Source organism: Terrabacter terrigena (assembly GCF_042676085.1).
Classification (GTDB): Bacteria; Actinomycetota; Actinomycetes; order Actinomycetales; family Dermatophilaceae; genus Terrabacter; species Terrabacter terrigena.
Window position 1 is genome coordinate 13,225 of the sequence record NZ_JBHTKH010000017.1, and the last position, 20,883, is coordinate 34,107.

General features: G+C 70.7%; 27 protein-coding genes. 13 read left to right on the forward strand and 14 right to left on the reverse strand.

From position 1 onward, the window contains the following. Positions 1-45: 45 nt before the first annotated feature. Complete coding sequence (locus tag ACFQ2V_RS18305) at positions 46-489, reverse strand: ferritin-like domain-containing protein (RefSeq protein ID WP_386054326.1); 444 nt, start codon at positions 487-489, stop codon at positions 46-48. Between the two features lie 113 nt (positions 490-602). On the opposite strand from ACFQ2V_RS18305, the gene ACFQ2V_RS18310 reads away from it, so the two are divergent. Next, positions 603-1,469 carry an aldo/keto reductase gene (locus tag ACFQ2V_RS18310; protein ID WP_386054328.1) on the forward strand — a complete coding sequence of 289 codons (867 nt, stop codon included), beginning with the start codon at positions 603-605 and terminating at the stop codon, positions 1,467-1,469. Positions 1,470-1,478: 9 nt separating this feature from the next. Continuing rightward, complete coding sequence (locus ACFQ2V_RS18315) at positions 1,479-1,679, forward strand: hypothetical protein (RefSeq protein ID WP_386054329.1); 201 nt, start codon at positions 1,479-1,481, stop codon at positions 1,677-1,679. 5 nt (positions 1,680-1,684) lie between these two features. Here ACFQ2V_RS18315 and ACFQ2V_RS18320 read toward each other — a convergent pair whose 3' ends face one another. Next, positions 1,685-2,281, reverse strand: a complete 597-nt coding sequence (locus ACFQ2V_RS18320; RefSeq protein ID WP_386054330.1) for a dihydrofolate reductase family protein — start codon at positions 2,279-2,281, stop codon at positions 1,685-1,687. Positions 2,282-2,466: 185 nt separating this feature from the next. Here ACFQ2V_RS18320 and ACFQ2V_RS18325 point away from each other — a divergent pair, with 185 nt between their 5' ends. Then, positions 2,467-3,342: a hypothetical protein gene (locus ACFQ2V_RS18325; RefSeq protein ID WP_386054331.1), complete on the forward strand. Its 876-nt coding sequence runs from the start codon at positions 2,467-2,469 to the stop codon at positions 3,340-3,342. Positions 3,343-3,477: 135 nt separating this feature from the next. After that, a complete protein-coding gene (locus ACFQ2V_RS18330) occupies positions 3,478-3,936 on the forward strand; it encodes an SRPBCC family protein (protein WP_386054332.1) in 459 nt (152 codons plus the stop codon). A gap of 51 nt (positions 3,937-3,987) precedes the next feature. Here ACFQ2V_RS18330 and ACFQ2V_RS18335 read toward each other — a convergent pair whose 3' ends face one another. The 3 genes from ACFQ2V_RS18335 to ACFQ2V_RS18345 are packed head-to-tail and all read right to left on the reverse strand — an operon-like array spanning position 3,988 to position 6,122. After that, entirely contained in the window at positions 3,988-4,932 is a 945-nt protein-coding gene (locus ACFQ2V_RS18335) for a hypothetical protein (protein WP_386054333.1), read from the reverse strand. Between the two features lie 34 nt (positions 4,933-4,966). Beyond that, positions 4,967-5,404, reverse strand: a complete 438-nt coding sequence (locus tag ACFQ2V_RS18340) for a VOC family protein (RefSeq protein ID WP_386054334.1) — start codon at positions 5,402-5,404, stop codon at positions 4,967-4,969. 58 nt (positions 5,405-5,462) lie between these two features. Further along, entirely contained in the window at positions 5,463-6,122 is a 660-nt protein-coding gene (locus tag ACFQ2V_RS18345) for a ribonuclease H family protein (protein ID WP_386054335.1), read from the reverse strand. A 281-nt stretch (positions 6,123-6,403) separates the two neighbouring features. Between ACFQ2V_RS18345 and ACFQ2V_RS18350 the strand changes: the two genes are divergently transcribed. The 3 genes from ACFQ2V_RS18350 to ACFQ2V_RS18360 all read left to right on the forward strand — a co-directional run bounded on the left by ACFQ2V_RS18350 (position 6,404) and on the right by ACFQ2V_RS18360 (position 8,235). Continuing rightward, positions 6,404-6,880 (forward strand): SRPBCC family protein, encoded by a 477-nt coding sequence (locus ACFQ2V_RS18350; protein ID WP_386054336.1) that lies wholly within the window; start codon positions 6,404-6,406, stop codon positions 6,878-6,880. A 61-nt stretch (positions 6,881-6,941) separates the two neighbouring features. Then, complete coding sequence (locus ACFQ2V_RS18355; RefSeq protein WP_386054337.1) at positions 6,942-7,619, forward strand: N-acyl homoserine lactonase family protein; 678 nt, start codon at positions 6,942-6,944, stop codon at positions 7,617-7,619. Positions 7,620-7,662: 43 nt separating this feature from the next. Further along, entirely contained in the window at positions 7,663-8,235 is a 573-nt protein-coding gene (locus ACFQ2V_RS18360) for a mycothiol transferase (RefSeq protein ID WP_386054338.1), read from the forward strand. A gap of 40 nt (positions 8,236-8,275) precedes the next feature. Here the strand turns inward: ACFQ2V_RS18360 and ACFQ2V_RS18365 are convergent, their stop codons facing one another. The 4 genes from ACFQ2V_RS18365 to ACFQ2V_RS18380 all read right to left on the reverse strand — a co-directional run bounded on the left by ACFQ2V_RS18365 (position 8,276) and on the right by ACFQ2V_RS18380 (position 11,336). Beyond that, positions 8,276-8,533: a DUF3303 domain-containing protein gene (locus ACFQ2V_RS18365; RefSeq protein WP_386054339.1), complete on the reverse strand. Its 258-nt coding sequence runs from the start codon at positions 8,531-8,533 to the stop codon at positions 8,276-8,278. Positions 8,534-8,651: 118 nt separating this feature from the next. Continuing rightward, positions 8,652-9,743: a glycosyltransferase gene (locus tag ACFQ2V_RS18370; protein WP_386054340.1), complete on the reverse strand. Its 1,092-nt coding sequence runs from the start codon at positions 9,741-9,743 to the stop codon at positions 8,652-8,654. After that, on the reverse strand, positions 9,740-10,378 hold the full coding sequence (locus ACFQ2V_RS18375; RefSeq protein WP_386054341.1) for a TetR/AcrR family transcriptional regulator: 639 nt from the start codon (positions 10,376-10,378) through the stop codon (positions 9,740-9,742). Before ACFQ2V_RS18375 ends, ACFQ2V_RS18370 begins: the two co-directional genes overlap by 4 nt. A gap of 79 nt (positions 10,379-10,457) precedes the next feature. After that, positions 10,458-11,336, reverse strand: a complete 879-nt coding sequence (locus ACFQ2V_RS18380; protein WP_386054342.1) for an endonuclease/exonuclease/phosphatase family protein — start codon at positions 11,334-11,336, stop codon at positions 10,458-10,460. Positions 11,337-11,493: 157 nt separating this feature from the next. On the opposite strand from ACFQ2V_RS18380, the gene ACFQ2V_RS18385 reads away from it, so the two are divergent. From ACFQ2V_RS18385 to ACFQ2V_RS18400, 4 genes are all read left to right on the forward strand, one after another. Beyond that, positions 11,494-12,381 (forward strand): alkaline phosphatase family protein, encoded by an 888-nt coding sequence (locus ACFQ2V_RS18385; RefSeq protein WP_386054343.1) that lies wholly within the window; start codon positions 11,494-11,496, stop codon positions 12,379-12,381. A gap of 232 nt (positions 12,382-12,613) precedes the next feature. Beyond that, a complete protein-coding gene (locus ACFQ2V_RS18390; protein ID WP_142180378.1) occupies positions 12,614-12,817 on the forward strand; it encodes a cold-shock protein in 204 nt (67 codons plus the stop codon). Between the two features lie 188 nt (positions 12,818-13,005). After that, positions 13,006-13,206, forward strand: coding sequence for a hypothetical protein (locus tag ACFQ2V_RS18395; protein WP_386054344.1), 201 nt, complete (start codon positions 13,006-13,008; stop codon positions 13,204-13,206). A 204-nt stretch (positions 13,207-13,410) separates the two neighbouring features. Further along, positions 13,411-14,946 carry a phosphodiester glycosidase family protein gene (locus ACFQ2V_RS18400; RefSeq protein WP_386054345.1) on the forward strand — a complete coding sequence of 512 codons (1,536 nt, stop codon included), beginning with the start codon at positions 13,411-13,413 and terminating at the stop codon, positions 14,944-14,946. Positions 14,947-15,013: 67 nt separating this feature from the next. On the opposite strand, the gene ACFQ2V_RS18405 is transcribed toward ACFQ2V_RS18400, so the two are convergent. Next, on the reverse strand, positions 15,014-15,535 hold the full coding sequence (locus tag ACFQ2V_RS18405) for a MarR family winged helix-turn-helix transcriptional regulator (RefSeq protein ID WP_386054346.1): 522 nt from the start codon (positions 15,533-15,535) through the stop codon (positions 15,014-15,016). Positions 15,536-15,578: 43 nt separating this feature from the next. Between ACFQ2V_RS18405 and ACFQ2V_RS18410 the strand changes: the two genes are divergently transcribed. Beyond that, positions 15,579-16,010, forward strand: a complete 432-nt coding sequence (locus ACFQ2V_RS18410; protein WP_386054347.1) for an SRPBCC family protein — start codon at positions 15,579-15,581, stop codon at positions 16,008-16,010. A gap of 67 nt (positions 16,011-16,077) precedes the next feature. On the opposite strand, the gene ACFQ2V_RS18415 is transcribed toward ACFQ2V_RS18410, so the two are convergent. Together ACFQ2V_RS18415 and ACFQ2V_RS18420 are read right to left on the reverse strand one after the other, a co-directional pair. Beyond that, positions 16,078-16,482 carry a VOC family protein gene (locus tag ACFQ2V_RS18415; RefSeq protein WP_386054348.1) on the reverse strand — a complete coding sequence of 135 codons (405 nt, stop codon included), beginning with the start codon at positions 16,480-16,482 and terminating at the stop codon, positions 16,078-16,080. A 146-nt stretch (positions 16,483-16,628) separates the two neighbouring features. After that, complete coding sequence (locus tag ACFQ2V_RS18420; protein ID WP_386054349.1) at positions 16,629-17,705, reverse strand: acyltransferase family protein; 1,077 nt, start codon at positions 17,703-17,705, stop codon at positions 16,629-16,631. Between the two features lie 341 nt (positions 17,706-18,046). Between ACFQ2V_RS18420 and ACFQ2V_RS18425 the strand changes: the two genes are divergently transcribed. Then, the gene (locus tag ACFQ2V_RS18425; RefSeq protein ID WP_386054350.1) at positions 18,047-18,706 is read left to right on the forward strand and encodes a VOC family protein; all 660 of its coding nucleotides are present in this window, start codon (positions 18,047-18,049) and stop codon (positions 18,704-18,706) included. A 244-nt stretch (positions 18,707-18,950) separates the two neighbouring features. Here the strand turns inward: ACFQ2V_RS18425 and ACFQ2V_RS18430 are convergent, their stop codons facing one another. Both ACFQ2V_RS18430 and ACFQ2V_RS18435 read right to left on the reverse strand, forming a co-directional pair. Then, a complete protein-coding gene (locus ACFQ2V_RS18430; RefSeq protein WP_386054351.1) occupies positions 18,951-19,790 on the reverse strand; it encodes an alpha/beta fold hydrolase in 840 nt (279 codons plus the stop codon). Further along, complete coding sequence (locus tag ACFQ2V_RS18435; RefSeq protein ID WP_386054352.1) at positions 19,787-20,803, reverse strand: LacI family DNA-binding transcriptional regulator; 1,017 nt, start codon at positions 20,801-20,803, stop codon at positions 19,787-19,789. Before ACFQ2V_RS18435 ends, ACFQ2V_RS18430 begins: the two co-directional genes overlap by 4 nt. Between the last annotated feature and the right edge of the window lie 80 nt (positions 20,804-20,883).

Below are 20,883 nucleotides of genomic sequence, written 5' to 3' on the forward strand. Positions count from 1 at the left end.
GCTCGATGGTCGTGCGCGCCGCCGTCGCAACGGCAGCGCCGTGGGTCAGTCCGCGACCCGGAGGGCCTTGACCTCGTTGCGCGCTGCGACGATGGCCGCGTGCTGACGGGTCACCACGTCGCGGAAGCCGGCGCTGAGGTCCTGCTCGAGGGCCTTCTCGTACTCGGAGACCGCGTGGTCCTCGCCCGTGACGGCGGCGCCGAGCACGCTGCCCGCGTCGTCACCGGTCAGGGCGTCCTTGAGTGCGATCCAACCGCGGTGCAGGGCGGCGGTGGCCGACCCGCTCTCGTCGACGTCCTCGCCGTACTCGTGGCCCATCGCGACGATCTCGCGGTGGAAGCCGGCCCGCTGCTCCGAGAAGCGCTGCAACGTCGCTGCCCACTCCGGGCGGTCGTCACTGCGAAGCTTCTCTGCGGCGGACGCGAATCCGCGCTCGCCGTCCTTCAGGGTCTCGACGAGCTCCTTGGCAGCCTTGGCGTCGTCCGACATCTTCACTCCTTCGGTCGATGTGCTGGTCCTTCGAGTCCTACCCGACGAGTCCGTCGCTCAACCGGCTGCCTGCTGGTTGCCTGATCGGACGGCCGTGGGCAAAGGTGGTGGCTATGGAGACGCGAAGGCTTGGTCGGCTGGGGCACCAGAGCTCGGTGCTCATCTACGGCGCGGCGGCTCTGGGTGAGGTGACGCAGGACGTCGCGGACGTCTCGATCCAGGAGGCTCTCGATGGTGGGATCAACCACTTCGACGTCGCCGCGAGCTACGGCGACGCGGAGCTGAGGCTCGGGCCGTGGATGCCGCGGATCCGCGACCAGATCTTCCTCGCGACCAAGACCGGACGCCGCGACCGGGAGTCGGCGTGGCGAGAGATCAACGCGTCGCTGGAGCGGCTGCAGACCGAGCGGATCGACCTGCTGCAGCTGCATGCGATCGGCGACCTCGGCGAGCTGGACCTGGCCACGGGGACGGGCGGCGCGCTGGAGGCCGCGGTGCAGGCGCTCGACGAGGGACTCGTCGGCGCGGTCGGTGTGACGGGCCACGGCCAGGAGGCCGCCCAGACACACCTGGAGGCGCTACGGCGCTACCCGTTCGCCACCGTCCTGACCCCGCTCAACCCGGTGCTGTGGCGCGACGACTCCTACCGGACGGCATACCTCGCGCTCGTCGAGGAGACGCGACGTCAGGACGCCGGTCTGATGACGATCAAGACGGTGTCGCGACGCAACTGGCCGCAGGGTGCCGACCACACGCACACGACCTGGTACGAGCCGTTCCAGCAGCAGGACGCCATCACGGCGGCGGTCTCGTGGGTGCTGGCGCACGACGAGGTCACCGGCATACCGACGGCGGGTGACGTCAGGTTGCTCGGCATGCTGATCGAGGCCGAGCGGAACAGGATCGCCCCCGAAGACGCCGAACGGCAGCTGTCCGTCGACGACGACTACTCGTCGCCCTTCGTCGCCATGCCCATCTGAGCCGTACGCGTGACCTCGTTCTGGGCGGCCGTCGGCGTTCTGCTCGTCGTCGGCATCGGGCTGATCGTGTGGGGCTCGCTGACCGAGCCGGACCGGAGGGGCCGCGACGTCTCGGCACGCCGAAACCGCGAGATGCAGGTCGGTGCGGTGCTGGTGGGCGTCTCGCTCCTGGCCCTGGTGATCGCCTACCTCACGGCCGACTGGCCGTAGGCGCCCTATGCCTTGAGCACGGGGTAGCGCAGGTGCGTCACCCCGACGCCCTCGACCACGGTGGGGTTGCCGAGCGTGGCCGGCATGTCGTCGAGGTGGTCGAAGAGCCGCACACCGGAACCCAGCAGGATCGCGGCGATGTCGACGTGGAGGTAGTCGACCAGGCCGGCGTTGAGGCACTGCTGGATGGTGTCGGCGCCGTGCAGCCCGACGGACTTGCCGCCGGCGGCGGCCTTCGCCTGCACCACCGCACTCTCGACGCCGTCGCTCACGAAGTGCACCGTCGAGTCGGGGCGCGGCCATCCGTCGGGGATCTCGTGCGCGAGCACGAAGGCCGGCCCCCACCCGTGGTTCCCACCCCATCCCTGCGCGGCCTCGAACGTGCGGCGACCGGTCACCAGTGCACCGAGCTCGGACGTGAGGGCGCGCAGGTGCTGGGCGCTGCGTTCGGACACCGTGAACGTCATCGGGTCAGCCCCACCTCCGCGGATCTCGACGTCACCCGAGCCGAAGTACCACGCGAACACCCCCATCACGTCACCGTCGGGGGCTGCGACAAAACCGTCGAGCGACATGGACATGATCGCGATCACGTCGGACATGGTGGTGGTTCCTCTCCGTCGGTCGAGCCCTGCCAACGAGGACTCTCACCCTCTCATCGAACGGGGCGCCCCGACTTCGACAACGGCCACGCGATCGTCTGTCGTGAACCACGAGCCACCGCCGAGCCACCGACGAGCCACCGTCGTCCAACGGGTGCACGAACGGCGGCTTCCGCCTGGTCAACATGACCACCGGAGCGACCGTCGCCGCGGCGGGGGCAGACCGCATCAGCACCACCATCCCGGCCAGCCAGTTCGCCAGCACGTTCGCCGTGCGGGGCCGCTACGCCCAGTTCGACGTCCGCTCAGTCGATTTCGCCGTTCTCAACCAGGCGTTCACCGGGGCGCCGAACGAGCTGGACATCACGGGCGGGCGGTTCACGCCTGTCTTCGCGAGCAAGGTGCCCGACCACCGCGGGCTGGTGCTGAACAGCGCCATCGCCGTGCAGCTCGATGGGGATGGCCTGTCCCTCCAGCGGACCGGCCCGGGGCTGTCGATGACCCTCTCCGCCAAGGACTGCGCGCAGGGTGGCATCTTCCAGATGGAGCCGGAGCGGGGCGACGGCACGAGGACGCGCATCACGCACACGCTGGCCTCGTCGACGACAACGGGTCTGACGCCGTTCTACTTCGACAACCCGAACTTCCGTGCACGAGTGGGCCAGTTCCTGGGTGCGGGCTGCACCAGCGTGGAGACCGGTCCTCCCGGCCAGTTCTGTGTCCGGGTCAGCACCCGCGTCAACATCGCGAACGACGTGTCGCCGAAGTTCGTGGCTCGCGACAGCGCGCAGGTGGCTGACCGCGTGCCGCAGCCGGCGTGCAACACGGCGATCCCGGTGACTCCCAGCGTGCGGCACTGTGGCGGCGTGTCGGTCTGGGACGTCGCGAGGGGTGGTCGGCTGGGCTTCGTGACCGGAGGGGACGCCACCGAGGTGGCCAACCCGCCCACCGACTGCGTCTCCAACTGCCAGGCCCAGAACCAGGTACGCGGTCGGCTGGCGAACCTCGGGTTCCCCTTCCCCGTCCCCACGGGAAGCCGGCTCGTCCCCAGGCTCGGCTGAGGATCGGATCGCGGGCGCGGACCCACTCCCACATCGGGTGTGGGTTCGCCCCTCCCGTCCGTGCCACGCAGCAGTAGCGTGGGCGGGACGGCCGACGTCCCGCCGAGTCGTCGTCGCTGCGCGGAGGAGCACAGGATGCCCAAGGTCGAGCTGGACGTGGAGACCACAGCGTCGCCGGAGGCCGTGCGGGCCGCCCTCCTGGACTTCTCCGACCGTCGGCCCGAGATCTGGCCGGGCATCGACCCCAGTCTCTACAAGGTCTACTCCGTCGGCGCCGACACCGCAGATGTGCAGGAGGGGAGCAAGATGCCGGGGGCGAGCATCTGGGCGAGGGAGCACTACGACTGGTCGAAGGATGGGCTGGTCACGTGGACCGTCAAGGAGAGCAACTTCTGCGCTCCCGGCAGTTACGTGTCCGCCGCGATCGCCCCAAGAGGGGACGGCGGGAGTCGGATCCACGTGATCTGGAACCGCACGCCGACGTCCGTGCCCGGGCGGCTGGCCACCGTGCTGATCCAGCTGACGAGGGGTAGGCCGGTCGCGACGTCGATGCGCAAGGCACTGGCCCGCCTGGAGCGACCACCGACATCCTGAAGGGCGCGAACGACCGTGGTGGCTGCGCGCCACCGGGAGGTGTCGGCAGCCTCACCGTCCGGCGGTCTTGAGCACGCGCAGCGCCGTGAGGGTGAGCCACGGGCTCGGCCTGCCGGGCCGGCCCCGGTCGACGACGTCCGCGCTGGCCCTGCTCGTCGCAGGGCGCCACCACCGGGCTTGTGGCTGCCAGCGCCCGTCGGGTCCACGTTGCTCTTCCAGGTGGTCGAGCGCGTCCTCGGCCCGAGTGTCGGTGACACGCCCGAGGGCCGCGAGCACCGTGAGGCCGGACAGCACGTCGTAGTGCCAGTACGAGGGGTGGACGAGCTTCATCCAGCGCGGGTGGATGGGGTCGCCGTCGCCCGAACGTCGGAAGACGCGGTGCTCGAGGAACAGCTCGGCGGTACGGTCGGCCGCGGATGCCGCTGCCTCGTGACCGGTGGCCCGCGCGTACTCGTTGAGCCCCCACGCCGCGCGGTGCGACTCGTGGAACGAGGAGCGGTGACCGCGTGCCTTGATGCTGCAGTTCCAGCCGCCGTCGGGCCACTGCCAGGAGACGAGCGCCTCGGCCAGCCGGTGGGTGCGCGGGTCGTCGGCAAGCCCCAGACGCGTACAGGCGCCGAGTGCGTTGCCGTGGATGCTGGCGTGCACCCGCGGGAGCCCGTCGACGACCCGGTGGCGCGCGAGCAGGTCGGCGCTGATCCACTCCAGGACGTGCTCGGCCATGGCCGCGACTCGGGCATCGTCCGCGGGTGCTTCCAGCTCGGCGAGGGCGACCAGCCGCCAGTGCGCTCCGGTCCACTTGCGGTAGGGGCCCTCTCCGAACCCGCCGTCCTTCTCCTGCCCGGACAGCAGCGCGGACACGGCCGGCCCTGCCGGCACGTCGGCGCGGTCGTCGTCGGTGGCGTCGCCGAGCAAGTGGCGACGGGTGAGCTGTCGGACTGCCGGCTCGTCGGAGGCGAGCAGCCACTCGACGGCGTCCGCGGTCTGTGTGTCCATACCGTCGAGTGTCGTCGGTGGCCGGCCGGTCAGGTCAGCTCTTCTGCAGCTCTTCGGCGAGCATGACGAGGATCCCGCTCGGGCCGCGGACATAGGTGAGCTTGTAGACGTCCTCGTACGTGGCCACTCCGCGCAGCGGGTGACAGCCGTGCTTCGCGGCGATCTCGAGGGCCTCGTCGATGTCGTCGACCGAGAAGGCCACGCGGTGCATGCCGATCTCGTTGGGCAGGGTGGGTTCGGTCTCGATCGCGTCGGGGTGGATGTACTCGAACAGCTCGAGGCGGCCGTTGCCGTCGGGGGTCTGCAGCATGGCGATCCTGGCGTGGTTGCCGTCGAGGCCGACCGCCGTGTCAGTCCATTCGCCACTGACCGTGTCCCGGCCCAGCACCGTGAGCCCCAGGTCCGTGAAGAAGGCGATCGTCGCTTCGAGGTCGCGGACGGCGATCCCGACGTTCTCGAGTTTGATGGGCATGCATCGCACGCTACCGAGTCAGCGTGATGCGTTCAGGTCAGCTCGCTGCCGGCGCCGCTCAGTCCCGGGTGAGGCTGGCCGCCACGGCGAGCTGGTCGACGAGGTCGTTCATCTCGTTGCCGGAGTGCCCCTTGACCCAGTGGAAGGCGACGTCGCCGCGTTCCGTGACCGCCCGCACGAGTGGCTCCCACAGGTCGCGGTTGGCGACCGGCTTCTTCTGTGAGTTGGTCCAGTCGCGCTTGAGCCAGCCGTCCCACCACCTGTCGCGGAAGCAGTTGACGACGTATGTCGAGTCGCTCACCACGACGAGTGGCCCACTGATCGCGGTGACGGCCTCGAGGGCTGCGCGGAACTCCATGCGCTGGTTCGTGCTCGGGCGTTCCGACCCGGACGCGAAGCGGTCGCGGTCGATGGCCCAGGCCCATCCGCCCGGGCCCGGGTTTCCCGAGCAGGCGCCGTCGGTGTAGACGAACGTCGCGCCGTCGGGCGCAGCCATCGGCGCCTTGGGCGCTCGCGCCTTGGTTGCCGACTTCGCACGCGGCGTCCCGGACGTCGCCGGCTGCGTCGTCAGGCCCGGGAGCGCGAGCTCGGTGCCACAGGCCGCGTGCACCCACGCGCTGGCTCTGCCGCGGTCACCGACGATCTCGTCCCCTGCTCGGATCGGCTCCTGGCAGCGGATGCAGTGTCCGGGAAACTTGGCCAGCACGGTTCTCCTCATGGCTCGGTCGAGGGCAGCAGCGTAGGCGTGCCGAGCGGGAGGCGCGTCGCGAGGGCCCCGCGACTGGCCGACGGCCGGACCTCGAGCCGTTGCCCTACGCGTGTGTCGCGTGCCCGAGGTCTCCGGCCGTCGCGCTGTGACCGCGGGCTTGGCCGGCGGTGTTTCTGCCTCACCCATACCCAGTCGTATGCCGTCGCTTTCCGGCCCTCGTGTGCGCTAGCGGCGTCCGGCGCCGGCCTGCGGTGCCGGCCACACGCATACGGCGCGCGTAGGGTTGAACGGTGGCAGTCGATGTGGAGACCTCCATCGAGATCGCTGCTCCCCGTCGTCGGGTCGCGGCCTTCGCGTCCGACCCCGAGAACGCTCCGCGCTGGTACGTGAACATCAGCTCGGTCAGCTGGGAGACGCCCCCGCCGGCCGTCGTGGGGTCGCGCATCGCCTTCGTCGCGCACTTCCTGGGTCGGCGCATCGCGTACACCTACGAGGTGCGTGAGCTGGTGGACGCCGAGCGGTTCGTCATGAGCACCGCCGAAAGCCCGTTCCCGATGGAGACGACGTACACCTGGGCCGACACCGCGGACGGCGGAACGAGGATGACCCTGCGCAACGAGGGCGAGCCGTCGGGCTTCGGCCAGCTCGCGGCCCCGATGATGGCCCGAGCCATGCGACGGGCCAACCTGAAGGACCTCCAAGCGCTCAAGAGGCTCCTCGAGGTCGAGGACCCCCCGGCACCTGGAGCATCCTCGGGTGATGCTTGACGCCACTTCCAGTCACGCGCGAAGTCACCGCCGGCCGGCCGGTCTGCCCCAGACTGCCACCATGGGTGATTCACGAACTGAGAAGGGCGGGGGACCGCGAAGCGAGGTCGCCACCGTCACGCCGGTGCTCGTCGCAGAGCTGCTCGCCGAGGGCGAACGCATGCCGGTCTACGTCCACGTCATCGAGCATCCCGACGCGCGGGTGCTGGTCGACACCGGCATGACGCAGCTGCACCCGGCTGTCGACGACATGGACCCTCGCCTCATCCCCCTGAGCGAGCAGGCCGGTTTCGACCTGGACGCCATCGACATCGTCGTCAACACGCACCTGCACTTCGACCACTGCGGCGGCAACCACCTCTTCGCCGGCAGGCCGGTCTACGTCCAGCGGGTCGAGCTGGACGATGCGCGCACCCAGCCGGACTACACGATCCGCGAATGGGTCGAGTCGCCTGGAGTGCAGTACGTGCCCGTCGACGGCACGCTCGAGCTGCTGCCGGGCATCCGGCTCGTGTCGACGCCCGGCCACACGCGAGGCTCGCAGGTCGTGGTCGTCGAGTCGGGCGACAGACCAGTCGTCATCGCCGGTGACACCGCCGTCTTCTTCGACGAGCTCGACAACCCGCGCACCGAAGGCCAGCGGTTGATCCGGGCACTGGCCCCCGAGGAGGTCTGGCTCTCGCACGAGCACGAGCCGTGGCGCCCGTCGCGCACGACGATGCTCGACGGAACGAGCTGATCGACCGTGCGCGCCCACCGGCACGCCTCCTAGGGGGACGTGCATGTCGAACAGCTTCGGCTTCACCTCCGGCCAGCCACCGGAGTGGGACCTCGAGCGCTTCCTGCGCGGCGACGAGATCGACGCGGCCGTGATCACCCTCGAACGCAACCGGCGGACGTTCGCGTGGAAGTGCGCTGGTGTGGATGCCGACGGACTGCGGCTCCGGCTCGGCCCCTCCTCGGTGACGCTGGGAGGTCTGCTCAAGCACCTCGCGTGGGTCGAGGAGCTCTACTTCCAGGACAGGCTCGCCGGACGCCAGTCGATGGCGCCGTTCGACCAGCTCGACGCCGAGCGGGACTGGGATGACTGGGCGTGGAGGACGGCAGCCGACGACACACCGGACGCGCTGCGTGCCCTGTGGGTCGAGTCGGTCCGTCGCTCCCGCGCCGCACTCGACGACGCGCTGACCAGCGGCGGCCTCGAGCAGACCACCGCCGACGGAATGAACCTGCGCCGGTTGATGGTGGACCTGGTCGAGGAGTACGCCCGCCACACGGGGCACGCCGACCTTCTTCGGGAGCAGGTCGACGGGGCCACCGGAGAGGGTCCGCCGCCGGACTTCCCGGTGCCCTGAGCCGGTCGTTCGACCCCGGCGCCCGACCGGATGCGGGCGGTCACCCGGGGGCGGCCACAGGCCGATCACTCACGGGCGTGATCTGGCAGGTCGTCACGGCGGCGCCCGGCCTGAGGAACGCCTGCAGGTGCGCGATGTCGTCGGTCTCGACCACGAGGTACGTCGTGTGCTGGGGAAACGCCAGCCAGTAGCCGCGGATGGTCACGTTCGGATGGTCGCCGTCGAACAGCGAGCGGGAGCCGCCCGCGCCGTACGGGCAGTCCGCCGGGGCGTGCGATTGCGTGATGTGGAACAGCATGGCGCTCCTACGTCGTCCCTGCGCCCAGTCGGACGCCGCCGAGGAGTCGAAGTCTAGCGGCGGCCGTGTGTCGTCGAGAGGGTGAACGCCGACCCGTCACCGCCGGGCTCGCCATGCGTCAACCGGTGGGTCGAGCGCTGGGAAGCGCCTCGATCCGGTCAGCGGCGAGCGCGGCGCCCGGGGTGGCCCGGATCTTCGCGCCGAGGCGGGCTGCTGCCTGCCGGTGCGGGCCTTCCCCGAGCAGGTCCTCGATGGCCCTGCGGATGTCCACCGCCGATGAACGGCGGCTGAGGGTGCGTCCGGCGCCTGCGGCGCGGACGGCTCGACCCACGAAGGGCTGGTCGGTCTTCGGATCCAGCGGGAGTATCACCAGAGGCCGGTCGTGGGCCAGCGCGGCCATCGTCGTCGCGTGCCCGCCGTGCCCAACGACCAGCGAGACTTCGGGCAGCACGTCCGCGTGGGGAAGCCACCGATGGTGCTCCACCTTCGCAGGTATGCGTAACAGGGCCGGGTCGACGGCAGGGCCGGTGGTCGCCACGACCCTCGCCGGTAGTCCGTCCACCGCGTCCAGCACCCGCTGCCAGGTGGGGACGAGGCTGCGGAAGGCGAAGGTGCTCAGGCTCAGCAGCACGGCTGGCGCGGCCGGCGGCGGGGTGGCGCCGCTTGGCGGGTCGGCGAGGACGGGACCGGTGTGTTCCACAGGGCCGGCGCCCGCGTCGAGCTCGTCGAGAGTGGCGGCGAGCACCGGGTGCCCCGCGTCCAGGAGGGAGAGCGGCCGACAACCGCGGAGCCGCAGCAACAGTCCCAGCGGGCCGTGCGCCGCGCGGCGGAAGTAGCCGTCGAAGGAGTGTTCCAGTACGGCATACTCCCGGCCCGAGCGCCGCAGCGCGTCCATGACGCCGAACAGCAGGCAGTCGACCAGCACGACATCGGCGGGCTGCCTGGCCAGCGAGTCCACGACGTCCTGGCCCATCTTGCGGTCGGCGAACACGCCCATGAGGGTCGAGGTCCCGGACGGCTCGTCCGAGCTGAACCGCCTGGCGCGGCTGAACGCCTCGAACGGCACTCCCGCCTCGGCGAACGCGGCGGCCTGACCGCGATGGCCCAGGAACCGAACGTGATGTCCGCGGGCCTGCAGCTCCGCGGAGATGCCCAGGGCGGGCGGGACATTGCCGCCGCCGTCCCACGTGACGACCAGGATCTCGCTCATCGTCGCCGCTTGCCTCCCTGTGAAGCGTGCTCGTTGTCCAGTGGTGCCGCGCCGGAGGCCACGACGGCGCCGACCAGGACGCGCATACGTCGTTCCGTCAGCGCCCGGTCATGGCCGCGGTCGAGTCGCAGCAGCTTCCACGTGTACACATCGGTTGCCACGACGAGCAGGTCGAGAACGACCTCGTCGTCCGTGGCGGGGGAGAAGGCGTCGCGCACCCAGCGACGGTGCATCTCCTTGCCCAGCTGCGCTGCCTTCTGCGCGACCTGGTCGTGTCCTTCCTGCGCCAGGAGCAGCAACGAGGCGCGACCGCGCTGCTCGTAGTGGTCCACCACGGTTCGGACGGCCGCTCCCGCGTCACCGGACGGCGTACGACGCTCCTCCTCGACGGTGGACATCGCGGTTTCCATCGCGACCGCGAACAAGGCGTCACGGCTCCCGAACCTGCGTAGCACCGTCTGCACGCTCACCCCGGCGCCCGCCGCGATGTCGTGGAGCGAGATCTCGGCGAAGGGCCGCTCGCCGGCCAGGCTGACGAGGGCGTGGACGACCCGTCGCCCGGTCTCCTCGACGGCCTCGGCTCTGGCGCCCATCGTGTACTTGCGCTTCGTATCCATGTTCATGCCAGTTGACATGGAATACAGGCTTCGTGTCAATGATGGTTCACATGAAAGTTCGGGCGACAGCCGCAGGTCCTTCCGGATCAGGCCGCTCTCAGTGGCGGGCAAGCACGACGTCGACCAGCAGGCCGGGGTGGTCAGTGGTGCCCTGCATGTCGATGACGGAGTGCGACCGAACCGCGACCCCCGGGCTCACCACCACGTCCTGGAGCCTGTCGTCGTCGGCGCGCTGGTAGCCGCTGGGCAGGCATGAGTCCGGGCTGGGTGAACCGTGAGCCGAGAGGTTGAGATCTGCGCCGAGGATGATGGGGGCTCCATCGTTGCGGCGGCTGATGCCAGGCACGACCGAGCTCAGCAGGTACCGGCACTGGTCCAGTGCTGTCGTCGTGCTGGCGCTCGTGGTGTGCGTCGTGCAGGCAGCGAACCGTGTGGCCAGGTCGATGCAGACCCAGACGCGTCCCTCGGGGTCGCCGTGGTCCTGGACCGGGTAGACGCCGCTGTAGCTGCGGGAGGCGACTGCCGGCGGGGAGACCACCACCAGGACGCCGTCGCCGAACTCCTGGCCGTTCTGACAGCGGACCGGTGCCTGGGTCGGGCGGTCCTGGGCGGCCGTGAACGCCGACGCCACCGTCGTCGCGGGAAAGGCGGACGACATCGCGTGCCCGAGCACGCCCAGGTCGTCGCGGCACACCTCGTTGAGGCTCACCATCTGCGGCCGGTGCTCGTGGATCAGTGCGAGAGCCAGGCTGACCGCACGACCGCTGGAGTAGCAGTCAGCGCGCCCGCTGTTGCAGAGGTTCATCTGCAGCACGCGAACCGCCGTCCCGGCCCCGCCGGTCGTGGGCCGGCTGCTGCTGGTCGGGTCGCTCGCCGCGGGACCGGCGTCGCAGCCGGCGAGGCAGCCGAGGGAGAGCACGACGAAGCACGTTGCAGCGGCAGCCCACCGCGGGCTGCGGACGAGCCGGACGCGCATACCCACCATGGAAGCCCGGCAGCTGCGCGACGTGCAACAGGTGCAGAGAGGTTCGCAGGCGCAACGCAGCTCCGGCTGCACTCTCGCTCTTCCCGGCCCGCAGTGACACACCCCGAGGTACTGTCGCCGGCAGGCTGCTTCAGACCGTGGAGGGCGCGTGTCGAACAAGGTGCTCGGGTTGGTGATCGCCACCGCAGTGGCGCTCGGCGGCTGCGGAGCCGGAGAGCCCTCCGCGCCCGTCACCTTCGCCAGGGTGCACCCGGCGCAGGTGACCAAGCTGCTGGTGTTCGTCGTCGAGAACCACTCGCTGAACCAGATGCGTGAAGCCATGCCCTACACGGCAGCGCTGGGCAAGGAGTTCGCTGTCGCGACGAGCTACCGGGCGGTGGCTCATCCGTCACTGCCCAACTACCTGGCGATGACGGGAGGCAGCACCTTCGACGTCGCCGATGATGCCCCGCCCGCCAGTCACGCGACCGACGAGCCGTCCGTGTTCGGCCAGGCTCTGTCGCTGGGCAGGACGGCGAAGCTGTATGCCGAGGGAATGCCCGGCAACTGCGCGACGGAGAGCTCCGGACAGTACGTCGTGAAGCACAACCCGTGGGCCTACTACCTGGGGGAGCGCACCGCTTGCGCCCGGTACGACGTGCCGTTCGGTGAGCTGAGCAAGGATGCCGCCGACGGCCGGCTACCCAACGCCGGCATGGTCGTCCCCGACGTGTGCAACGACGCCCACGACTGCGAGCTCTCGGTCGCGGACCGCTGGCTCCGGAGCCAGATCGAGGTTGTCCTGGCCGGTCCGGACTGGCGCGCCGGGCATCTCGCGATCGTGGTTACCGCCGACGAGGACGATCATCACCAGGACAACCTCGTCCTCACCGCCGTCGCCCACCCATCCGTGCACGGCGCCGTCGTCACGACGCCCCTGACCCACTACTCGCTCGCACGGCTCTACAGCGAGGTCCTCGGCGCACCGCCGCTCGGCGAGGCAGCCGCCGCTCCCTCGATGGCCACAGCCTTCGGACTGGGTCTCGCCGGCGGTTGAGGTGCGTCTGAGGATGACGGCGGCGCATGTTGGGGATGCTGGGTTCTGGATCGGGCAGGGCAGAGGACCCGCTGGCTGCTAGCGTCATTCCCGTCTGCCGTCCCGGTCCACCAGTTCGGACTGGGCACAACGCGTAGGCGCGCGAAGGTTTCGCGTGTGCGTTTGGTTGTGACGCATCGGCATTCTGAGGTCTCCACTCGGGAGACCTCGCTGACAAGAAGAGGCAACACCAGTGGCAACAGGCACCGTGAAGTGGTTCAACAGCGAAAAGGGCTTCGGCTTCATCGAGCAGGACGGCGGCGGCGCCGATGTCTTCGTTCACTACTCGGCCATCGAGAGCGGCGGCTACCGCGAGCTGCAGGAAGGCCAGAAGGTCGAGTTCGAGGTGACGCAGGGTCCGAAGGGCCCCCAGGCCGAGAAGGTCAAGGGCATCTGACCCACCCCGAGCATCGGTGACCCCGGTCCTCAGCGAGTCCCCCGACCAGACGGTCGGGGGACTCGCCGTTTCTGCGCGCCGCGGTCGGTCACCACGTGGATCGCCTCGGGGCGGGCGCTGGACGTCGTGCGCCTCCGGGCGGCCGGCCTGGACGTGTTTGGGGCGGGGCTGACGGGGCAGGTAGGGCTATGCGGTTGCGTGACCAGAACAAGGGAGACCTCGCGCTCACGGGTCTGACCCTGATCGTCGCCGCGGCGGCAGCCGTCGACGGAGCCTCCCGCTGGGTCGCCCGGCGTCATGGGCGAGGCAAGGGTCCCGCGCGCGTGCGGCCCGCGAAGCCGCACCAGGTCGTCGGCTTCCAGGGGTCGAGGAGCGGAAAGCGCTCGTAGGGGCGCGTGACGGCGTACCCGGTGGCCTCGCAGCGTTGGCCTGCCGTTTGCCCGTGGCTCAACTCGGTGGTCGCCCGCCCCGGTACTCCTGGGGACATGTCCCACAAACTGTTCGCATCGGGCGCTACAGCGCTCGCGCTGGCTTGCGCTCTCGTCGCGCAGTCCTCCACAGCTCCCGCTACCGCCGCCGCTTCGGACGCTGCCATGTCGGGCGCTTCGACCGCCGACCCCGCCTCGTCGGCCAAGTCGCTGCCCCTCGGCCCTTCCGGCCTCTCGGAGACACGGACCGCGCGGACTCTCCGGCCGGGCGTCACGTGGACCCACATCGACCGGGGCTCCGTGGACCCGGCCGTACGCTGGGTCGTCGAGCTCGGCATCCCCTCGACCCGGAGCAGCCCCGACCCGGACGCGTCGCCCCGGTCGGTGCAGGACCGCGCCAGCGCTGACGCCCTCGTCGGGTCGCTCGCGGCGCACGACGTGGACGCTGCCACCCAGCCGGTCACCCAGCCCCGGGCGGCCGACGTGGCACCGGGAGTCATCGGCTATCGCGTACGCCTCGTGACGACCTTCCCGTCCAAGGCCGCAGCGGACGCCGAGCTCGCGCGGGTGCGGGCCATGGGCTTCTCGGGCCGTAGCTGGTATGCCGGCTGGGACGGTGGCGCCGCCGCAGCCGGTCACTGGTCGGTCAACGTGCTGACGATCGACCCGCGGGAGTTCCGCGGCGGGATCGGCGGCACGTACGGGCCCTCCATCGAGACGCGCGAACGAACCTCGTGGCTCGCCGCGTACGAGAAGGCCAGCGCAGCAGTCAACGCCGGCTTCTTCGTCTTCGACCCCGCCGCGGGCGCGGAGGGAGATCCTGCCGGGGCCGGCGTCTACGACGGACGCCTCCTGTCCGAGACCGTCGGTCGCCGCCCGGTGCTCGTGCTCGACCCGAGGGGAGCGCACACGGCCGTGACGCGCCCGGTGTGGGAGGGAACGGTCCGGCTGCGCGCCGGTCAGGCCGCTCTCGACGGGATCGACCGCGTCCCGGGTCTGATCCGCAACTGCGGCGGCCACGGGGACACCCCGACCGACCAGCCGCTCCACGACGTCACATGCACGGACAGCGGTGAGCTCGTCGCGTTCAACCGCGAGTTCGGCGCTCGCACGCCGGGGGGTGCCGGGCGCGAGGTGATCCTCGACTCGGCCGGACGGGTCGTGCGCGTCGCGGACGCACGAGGCACCGTCCTGCGCGACGGTGAGCGCTCGATCCAGGCGACCGGTGACCGAGCCGGGGAGCTCGCCGGTGTCCGCGTTGGAGCCGCCCTCCCGCTGTCACTGACCCTCAGGTCCGCGAGCGGTGCCACCCTGACCCGTCCCGGCACGTCGGTCGTCAACGGCGGGCCCCAGCTGCTCCAGGGGGGCGCCTTCCACGTCACGCAGGCTGCCGACGGCATGGTTCATCCGGGCGACCCGTCGTTCCAGTACGGGTGGGTGCTCCAGCGCAACCCGCGCACCTTCGCGGGCGTCGACGCCTCGGGCCGGACCGTCCTCGTGACCGTCGACGGGCGCCAGCTCGGCGAGATGGGTCTGTCCATCCAGGAGACCGCCGACGTGGCGAAGTCCCTCGGCCTCGTGGACGCGCTGAACCTCGACGGCGGCGGCTCCACGGCGATGGTCGTCGAAGGTGGCCTGGTCTCGCACCCGTCAGACGCCGCGGGTGAGCGTGCGGTGGGCGACGCGATCTACGTCCGCTGAGGAAGACGGCTCTTGTGGTCGTCGCGGCCGCCATGTCGTGACAGGACGTGATGTGCGACGTGGCTGCTCAGGTGGGCGACGTCGGCTCTGCCGCAGTCACCGCGGACGTCCGTGCCAGGCGGTCGCCGGTGCGAGTCCAGTCCTCCAGAAGCCGCAGCGACTGCGCCAGGTCGTTCAGGTGGCCGGTGCCGAGCAGGCGTTCCCACTCGCGCTCGAGGTCCGCCAGCAGTGCGCGTGCGACGCGGAATCCACGCTCGGCGCGAGGGGTGGCCCGGATCAGGGAGGCTCGGGCGTCCGTCGGGTCGGCAGCTCGCTCCAGCAGCCCTGCTCGCTCGAGCTGGGTGACCAGCTGGCTCACGGCCGACTTGGTCACCTGCATCAGCTCGGCGAACTCGGAAAGCCTTCGACCCTCGGTCGTCATGTGCGCCAGCAGCGCGATGTGGGGCACGCGGATCTCGTGGTACCCGGCGTCGGCGAGCCGTCGCAGCATGGCGTGATGGACTGCGCGCTCGATGGCGCGCATGGGCTCGAGCAGGAGGTACTGCGGCTCGGCGCCCGCGCTGGAACCGCTTGACTCGGCATCTCTCACGGGGCGATAGTTTAGTACCTTAACCACATTCGAAGGAGGAGCCGTGGTCAAGTCCTCAGAGAGTGTTCAGCTGTCCCGGTCCGCCGAGGAGGTGTTCCGGTACGTCGCAGACCTGCGCAACGAGCCGAGCTGGCACGACGACATCGCCTCCGTCCCACCGGGAACCGATCCCGTCCCCGTCCCCGGCAAGACCTACCCGCTCACGTTCAAGCCCTTCATGGGCAAGACCGAGGGCACCTTCACCGCACTGGAGGTCGACCCCGGCCGGCGCATCGTCTACCGGGCCGCACTGGCGGGCCTGACCCCGCTGATCACCTACACCGTGACCCCGCAGGACGGCGGAGCGCAGTTCACCCGCTCGGTCGAGATGCATCCCACGGGGCTGAGGATCGCGATGACGCCGATGATGGCCCTGATGGTCCCGCGTCGGAACAAGGCCTTCGTCCAGAACCTCAAACGCGCCCTCGAGACCTGAATGACCTGCTCCGGCGTCGTCCAGTCGCGTCCAGACCCGGTGGCCGGGAAGCCTTGACCGGCGCCAGTCAGCGCGCGGTCTCCTCGACGAGCAAGATGCGGTTGCCGTCGGGGTCGCGGAAGTAGGCCATCGGCGGCACGGGCCCCCCGCCGACCCTGACGTCCTCGAACTCGACACCGCGCGAACGGAACTCGGCCATCGCGGCCTCGAGGTCGGGTGTGTCGAAGCCGAACGGTGCTGGGCCGCCGGGCTGCGGGTCGTCCGCGCCCGTCGGCGACACGAGCGCGATCACCGTGTACGCACCAACGGGAGCTACCTCGACCCAGCGGAAGCCCTCACCGAAGTCGGTGTCCGTGCGCACCTCGAAGCCGAGTTTGTCACGGTAGAACTCGAGCGCGCGATCCTGGTCGCTCACCGCCAGGTACACGGTGCCCACGCCCGGGATGTGCTGTGGCGTTTCGGTTCCGGTCATGCGGGGCTCCCTCGCCGTCGAAGGCATCACCCTAGCGCGAGTCCCGGACCCGTCCGCTGACTGATGGCCGGCTGCTGGCGGGCCAGCCGGCATCGGCCGTGTCGAAAAAAGGTCGCTCGTCGAAGGCCTGCGGAGCAGGACAGTCCTCACGAAACCCGGGGCACGATGAGAAGCGGCCGGCGGAGCGCACCGCGCCTTCGCGCAAACCTGGCGCGCAGCGGGCGCTCGACGAACCTGAAGCTCGCCTCGGCCAGAACGACGAACAGGGCGACCCAGGCCATGTCACCGACTACCGAGTGTCCGAACAGATTGAGTACCGCGATCCTCGCAAGGACATTCCAGAGGTAGATCGAGTACGCCCGCTCGCCGAGCCACCGCATCGGCGCGCTCGACAGCAGCACTCCGATCGCCGAACGTGGCCGCGTCACGACACCCGTCAGCATCACCAGCGTCAGCACTGTCCCCGCGACGATCACCAACGACGTGCGATGGGTGTCGTTGCGATGGGCCAGGACAGGAAGGAGAGCAACGGCCAACATCGCGAAGCGCGCAAGATGCCCTGTCACCCTTGACGCCCAGTCGTTTTGGACGACGATCGCGAGCAGTGCGCCGACCAGGATCGGCAGCGCATTCGTGTCCGTCCCGACGTACTGGTGCTGGTCGAACAGGATCTCCTGACTCAGGCCGAGCACGAGGTCGAGCACCAAGGTGATCCCGATGAGCGACATGGTGAGCGCGGCGAAGAGTCGCGGACTGCGTCGATAGCCCCAGAGCAGTGCGAACGGCCACAGCACGTAGAACTGTTCTTCGACGGAGAGCGTCCACGTGTAGTTGAAGTAGTCCTGCGTGGCGAAGGGATGCCCAGCCCAGTCGAAGAGGCTCGTCGTGTAGGTCGCGGCAGCAGCAGCGGGCGCGAGAACCTGGCCGACACCCAGATCGCGCCGACCGACGAGCAGCACCACGATGGTCGCCGCTGCGACGGTCAGCAATGCCGGGTAGAGGCGCGCCGCACGCCGACGATAGAACGCCCGGACGTCGATGGTGCCTGTCTGGAGCTCGCGGACCAACAGGCTGGTGATGAGGTAGCCCGACAGGCAGAAGAACACGGTCACGCCGACGAACCCGTCGACCAGCGGCCTGGTGGGTGCGTGCTGACCCAGGACCAGGAGAATTGCCACACCGCGGACCCCGTCCAGTGCAGGCTGGTAACCGTTGCCGCGCACGAGTCGCCCTCAGGAACGTAGGCGGCCGTGGACGGCACAAGAGGCGCCTCGGACCGAGGCCCTCAGGTGCATCCGAAACGTCCCACTTCGCAACCGAGTCCCTCCCTTCGCGGATCACTCGAGCCCCGGGTGCGGCGCAAGCGCGATCCACGTCGATGAGACGAATACGACGTGGTCGCGCCGCCGGTTCAGGTCGACGAGGCGCAGACGTCTCAGTCCCTGAGTGAGTCGCTCGACGATCGCTCGGTGACCGTCAGGCGCTGAGCACTCGGCCCGGGACCCAGGCGTGGCTCACCGGCATATCCGGCCGTGGTGTCGTGGGTCGGGGCTACGGTCGGGGCATGTCGGAGAAGCTCTCGCGCCAGGCGGCTTCGGACGCGCTGCCCACGTGGCGCTTCCTGCTGCAGCGGATGCACCTGACCGTGCGCGCGCCAGACGCCACGACCGTGTTCGACCTCGTCGCACGCATCGGCTCGCTGGCCGCCTCGCGGGGTCGACACCCCGACATCGACGTGCGCGGCGACGTCGTGCACCTCGCCGTGTCCACCGGGTCGCGTGACGGTGTCACCGACGACGACATCGCACTCGGCCGGGCCGTCGACGAGGTCGTCGCCGAGATGGGCCTCGCCTCCGAGCCGGGCAGCCTGACGGTCGTCGAGATCGCCATCGATGCCATGGACATCGACGCCGTGCGGCCCTTCTGGGATGCCGTGCTCGGCTGGGACGTCGTCGACCGCGACGACCTGCGCGACCGGCGCCGGATGGGACCCGCCGTGTGGTTCCAGCAGATGGACGAGCCGCGGCCGCAGCGCAACCGGATCCACATCGACGTCACCGTCGCCCACGACGAGGCACAGGGCCGCATCGAGCGCGCCCTCGCCGCGGGTGGACACATGGTCTCCGACGCGCGCGCCCCCGCCTTCTGGATCCTCGCCGACCCCGAGGGCAACGAGGCGTGCGTCTGCACCTGGCAGGGGCGCGACCCCGCCCCGACGGCCTGACGACGCCGGTCGGTCCGGTGACGCTCTGTGACCAGCGCCGCGAAGGGTGCCGAGCCAGTGCCGAGGTCGGTGGCCTGAGGCAGGGGAGCCCCTCTGCCTCGAGTCACCCGGTGACCCAGCTGCGGCGAATGCGTGGCGAACCGGGGACGAGCTGGTGCGAGGTGGGCGCTGAGTCCTGGGGTGAACCAACGCAGAGCCCCCCAGGGCAGCCGGCTGGCCGCCAGGCGTGGGTTACCGCCGGTCCTCACCCGCCTGACGTGCTCGACCTCGGGTCGTCGTCGCCGCACGCCGCGTCCTCGGCGGCGAGCGCAACCAGGGCCCCCACCTGCTCAGGGTGGGTGAAGAGATTGTTGTGCGAGCCGTCCAGCAGCGACGTGCGCACCCTCGGGGCGCTGCGGGCCGAACGCGCGAGCAGGTCGAGCCACTCGACCGGGGCGAACGAGTCGTGGGCGCCCGCCGTGAGCGTGACCGGCACGGGCAGGTGTGCGATGCGCTTCTCCGGTGCGTCGCGCAGCCCCGAGTGGAGCATCGCGACGACGCCGGTGCGACCCCGGTAGAGCTCCGCAGGGTTCAGCTCGCTCGGCGGGTCGTGACGGTAGGCGAACGGCGTCGCTCGCGCCAGACGGTGCAGCCGGCGCTGCTCCGGGGCGAAGGTGGGTCCGGCGAGCACGACGGCGAGTCCACGACGGTGCGCGCTCAGCGCCAGTCCCGCCGTGAGCGCCGCCTGCGCGCCCGTCGAGTGGCCGACCACGACCACGGGTCGTCCGGACGCCTCGGCCTCGACCCAGCGGGCGGCCATGAGGCCCGCGGCATGGATGTTCGGGCGAGTCGGCCGCGGCTGGCTGGACCCGAAGCCCGGCAGGTCGAGCACGACGCAGTCGAGGCCCCTGGCGGCGAGGGCGCGGGCCGTCGGCAGCGTGTAGGACGGCAGGCCGAGGCCGGGCACCACGACCACCAGCGGGCCGCCGGCGGAGGAGGTCTCGCCGGTCCCCTCGGTCCCGCCGATCGTCAGGGAGTGCACCACGCGGCCGCGCACGGTCGTCCACTGGTCGCGCACGTCCGGGCCGCGGTGAGGCCAGGTCACGCCGACCTGCCAGCGCGCGCGTGGGTCGTGGTGCTGGTGCGCACGACGAGCTCGGGCTCGATGACGGCTCCGGCGGGTCGAGAGACCGCGCCGTCGAGCCGCGCGGTCACGGCGCGGACCGCTTCAGCGCCCAGCCGCGCCGCGTCCTGGCGCACGGTCGTCAGCGAGACGTGGGGGTACGCCGCCTGCTCGATGTCGTCGAAGCCGACCACCGAGACGTCCTCGGGCACCCGCAGCCCGGCCTGCCTCACGACGTCGACGAAGCCCAGCGCGCACCGGTCGTTGAAGGCCGCCACTGCGGTCGGGTGGTCGGGGCCGAGGTCGAGGAACGCCCTCGCGGCCCGCGCTCCGTCGAGCTCGGTCAGCCCGCCGTCGAGCACGACCTCGTCGGCTGCCGGGGCGGCCCGCAGCCCGCGACGGTAGCCCTGCCGCCGCTCGGCGGCGCCCGGCGCCCGGCCTCCGTCGAGCAGCGCGATGCGCCGGTGGCCGAGGCCGCGCAGGTGCTCGACGGCGAGCCGCAGACCGAGCGCGTCGTCGGTGCGAACGACATCGACCGACGCCACGCGGACCGGGCGCAGCAGGCTCACCACCGGCATCCGATCGCCGAGTCGACGCAGGTCGGCACTGCCGAGACCGCTGCCGACGAGGACCAGTCCCTCGCACCGCTCCGCCAGCAGCGTGTCGACGGCCGCCCGGTCGTCGCGGTCGGGGGTCACCCCGCTGAGCACGACCTCGTAGCCGGCCGCGTCCGCCTCGGTGTAGAGGCTGCCGAGCAGCTCGCCGTGGAACGCGTGCCCGACGGCGAACGTGACCCCGAGCATCCGGGTGCGACCGCGCCCGAGCCGGCTCGCCCGGGTGTCGGGCCGGTAGTCGAGCTCACGCGCGGCCTCGAGCACCCGCGCACGCGTCTCGTCGGAGGCGCCGGCGACACCGCGGAACACGATCGAGACGAGGGCGCGCGAGACGCCGGCACGTGCGGCGACGTCCTCCATGGTCACTCGGGTCCCGGTCATGGGTCGAGAGTCTAGAGCGCTCCACAGCTTCTCGGCCGGACCTCTTGACGAGGAAGCCGTGCAGGCCCTTCACTTGTCTA

Bases quoted from the DNA above. Each gene is read 5' to 3' on its own strand.
- ACFQ2V_RS18305 (WP_386054326.1), bottom strand. From the start codon at position 489: ATGTCGGACGACGCCAAGGCTGCCAAGGAGCTCGTCGAGACCCTGAAG.
- ACFQ2V_RS18310 (WP_386054328.1), top strand. From the start codon at position 603: ATGGAGACGCGAAGGCTTGGTCGGCTGGGGCACCAGAGCTCGGTGCTC.
- ACFQ2V_RS18320 (WP_386054330.1), bottom strand. From the start codon at position 2,281: ATGTCCGACGTGATCGCGATCATGTCCATGTCGCTCGACGGTTTTGTC.
- ACFQ2V_RS18325 (WP_386054331.1), top strand. From the start codon at position 2,467: ATGACCACCGGAGCGACCGTCGCCGCGGCGGGGGCAGACCGCATCAGC.
- ACFQ2V_RS18330 (WP_386054332.1), top strand. From the start codon at position 3,478: ATGCCCAAGGTCGAGCTGGACGTGGAGACCACAGCGTCGCCGGAGGCC.
- ACFQ2V_RS18335 (WP_386054333.1), bottom strand. From the start codon at position 4,932: ATGGACACACAGACCGCGGACGCCGTCGAGTGGCTGCTCGCCTCCGAC.
- ACFQ2V_RS18340 (WP_386054334.1), bottom strand. From the start codon at position 5,404: ATGCCCATCAAACTCGAGAACGTCGGGATCGCCGTCCGCGACCTCGAA.
- ACFQ2V_RS18345 (WP_386054335.1), bottom strand. From the start codon at position 6,122: ATGAGGAGAACCGTGCTGGCCAAGTTTCCCGGACACTGCATCCGCTGC.
- ACFQ2V_RS18355 (WP_386054337.1), top strand. From the start codon at position 6,942: ATGGGTGATTCACGAACTGAGAAGGGCGGGGGACCGCGAAGCGAGGTC.
- ACFQ2V_RS18360 (WP_386054338.1), top strand. From the start codon at position 7,663: ATGTCGAACAGCTTCGGCTTCACCTCCGGCCAGCCACCGGAGTGGGAC.
- ACFQ2V_RS18365 (WP_386054339.1), bottom strand. From the start codon at position 8,533: ATGCTGTTCCACATCACGCAATCGCACGCCCCGGCGGACTGCCCGTAC.
- ACFQ2V_RS18370 (WP_386054340.1), bottom strand. From the start codon at position 9,743: ATGAGCGAGATCCTGGTCGTCACGTGGGACGGCGGCGGCAATGTCCCG.
- ACFQ2V_RS18375 (WP_386054341.1), bottom strand. From the start codon at position 10,378: ATGTCAACTGGCATGAACATGGATACGAAGCGCAAGTACACGATGGGC.
- ACFQ2V_RS18380 (WP_386054342.1), bottom strand. From the start codon at position 11,336: ATGCGCGTCCGGCTCGTCCGCAGCCCGCGGTGGGCTGCCGCTGCAACG.
- ACFQ2V_RS18395 (WP_386054344.1), top strand. From the start codon at position 13,006: ATGCGGTTGCGTGACCAGAACAAGGGAGACCTCGCGCTCACGGGTCTG.
- ACFQ2V_RS18400 (WP_386054345.1), top strand. From the start codon at position 13,411: ATGTCGGGCGCTTCGACCGCCGACCCCGCCTCGTCGGCCAAGTCGCTG.
- ACFQ2V_RS18415 (WP_386054348.1), bottom strand. From the start codon at position 16,482: ATGACCGGAACCGAAACGCCACAGCACATCCCGGGCGTGGGCACCGTG.
- ACFQ2V_RS18425 (WP_386054350.1), top strand. From the start codon at position 18,047: ATGTCGGAGAAGCTCTCGCGCCAGGCGGCTTCGGACGCGCTGCCCACG.
- ACFQ2V_RS18435 (WP_386054352.1), bottom strand. From the start codon at position 20,803: ATGACCGGGACCCGAGTGACCATGGAGGACGTCGCCGCACGTGCCGGC.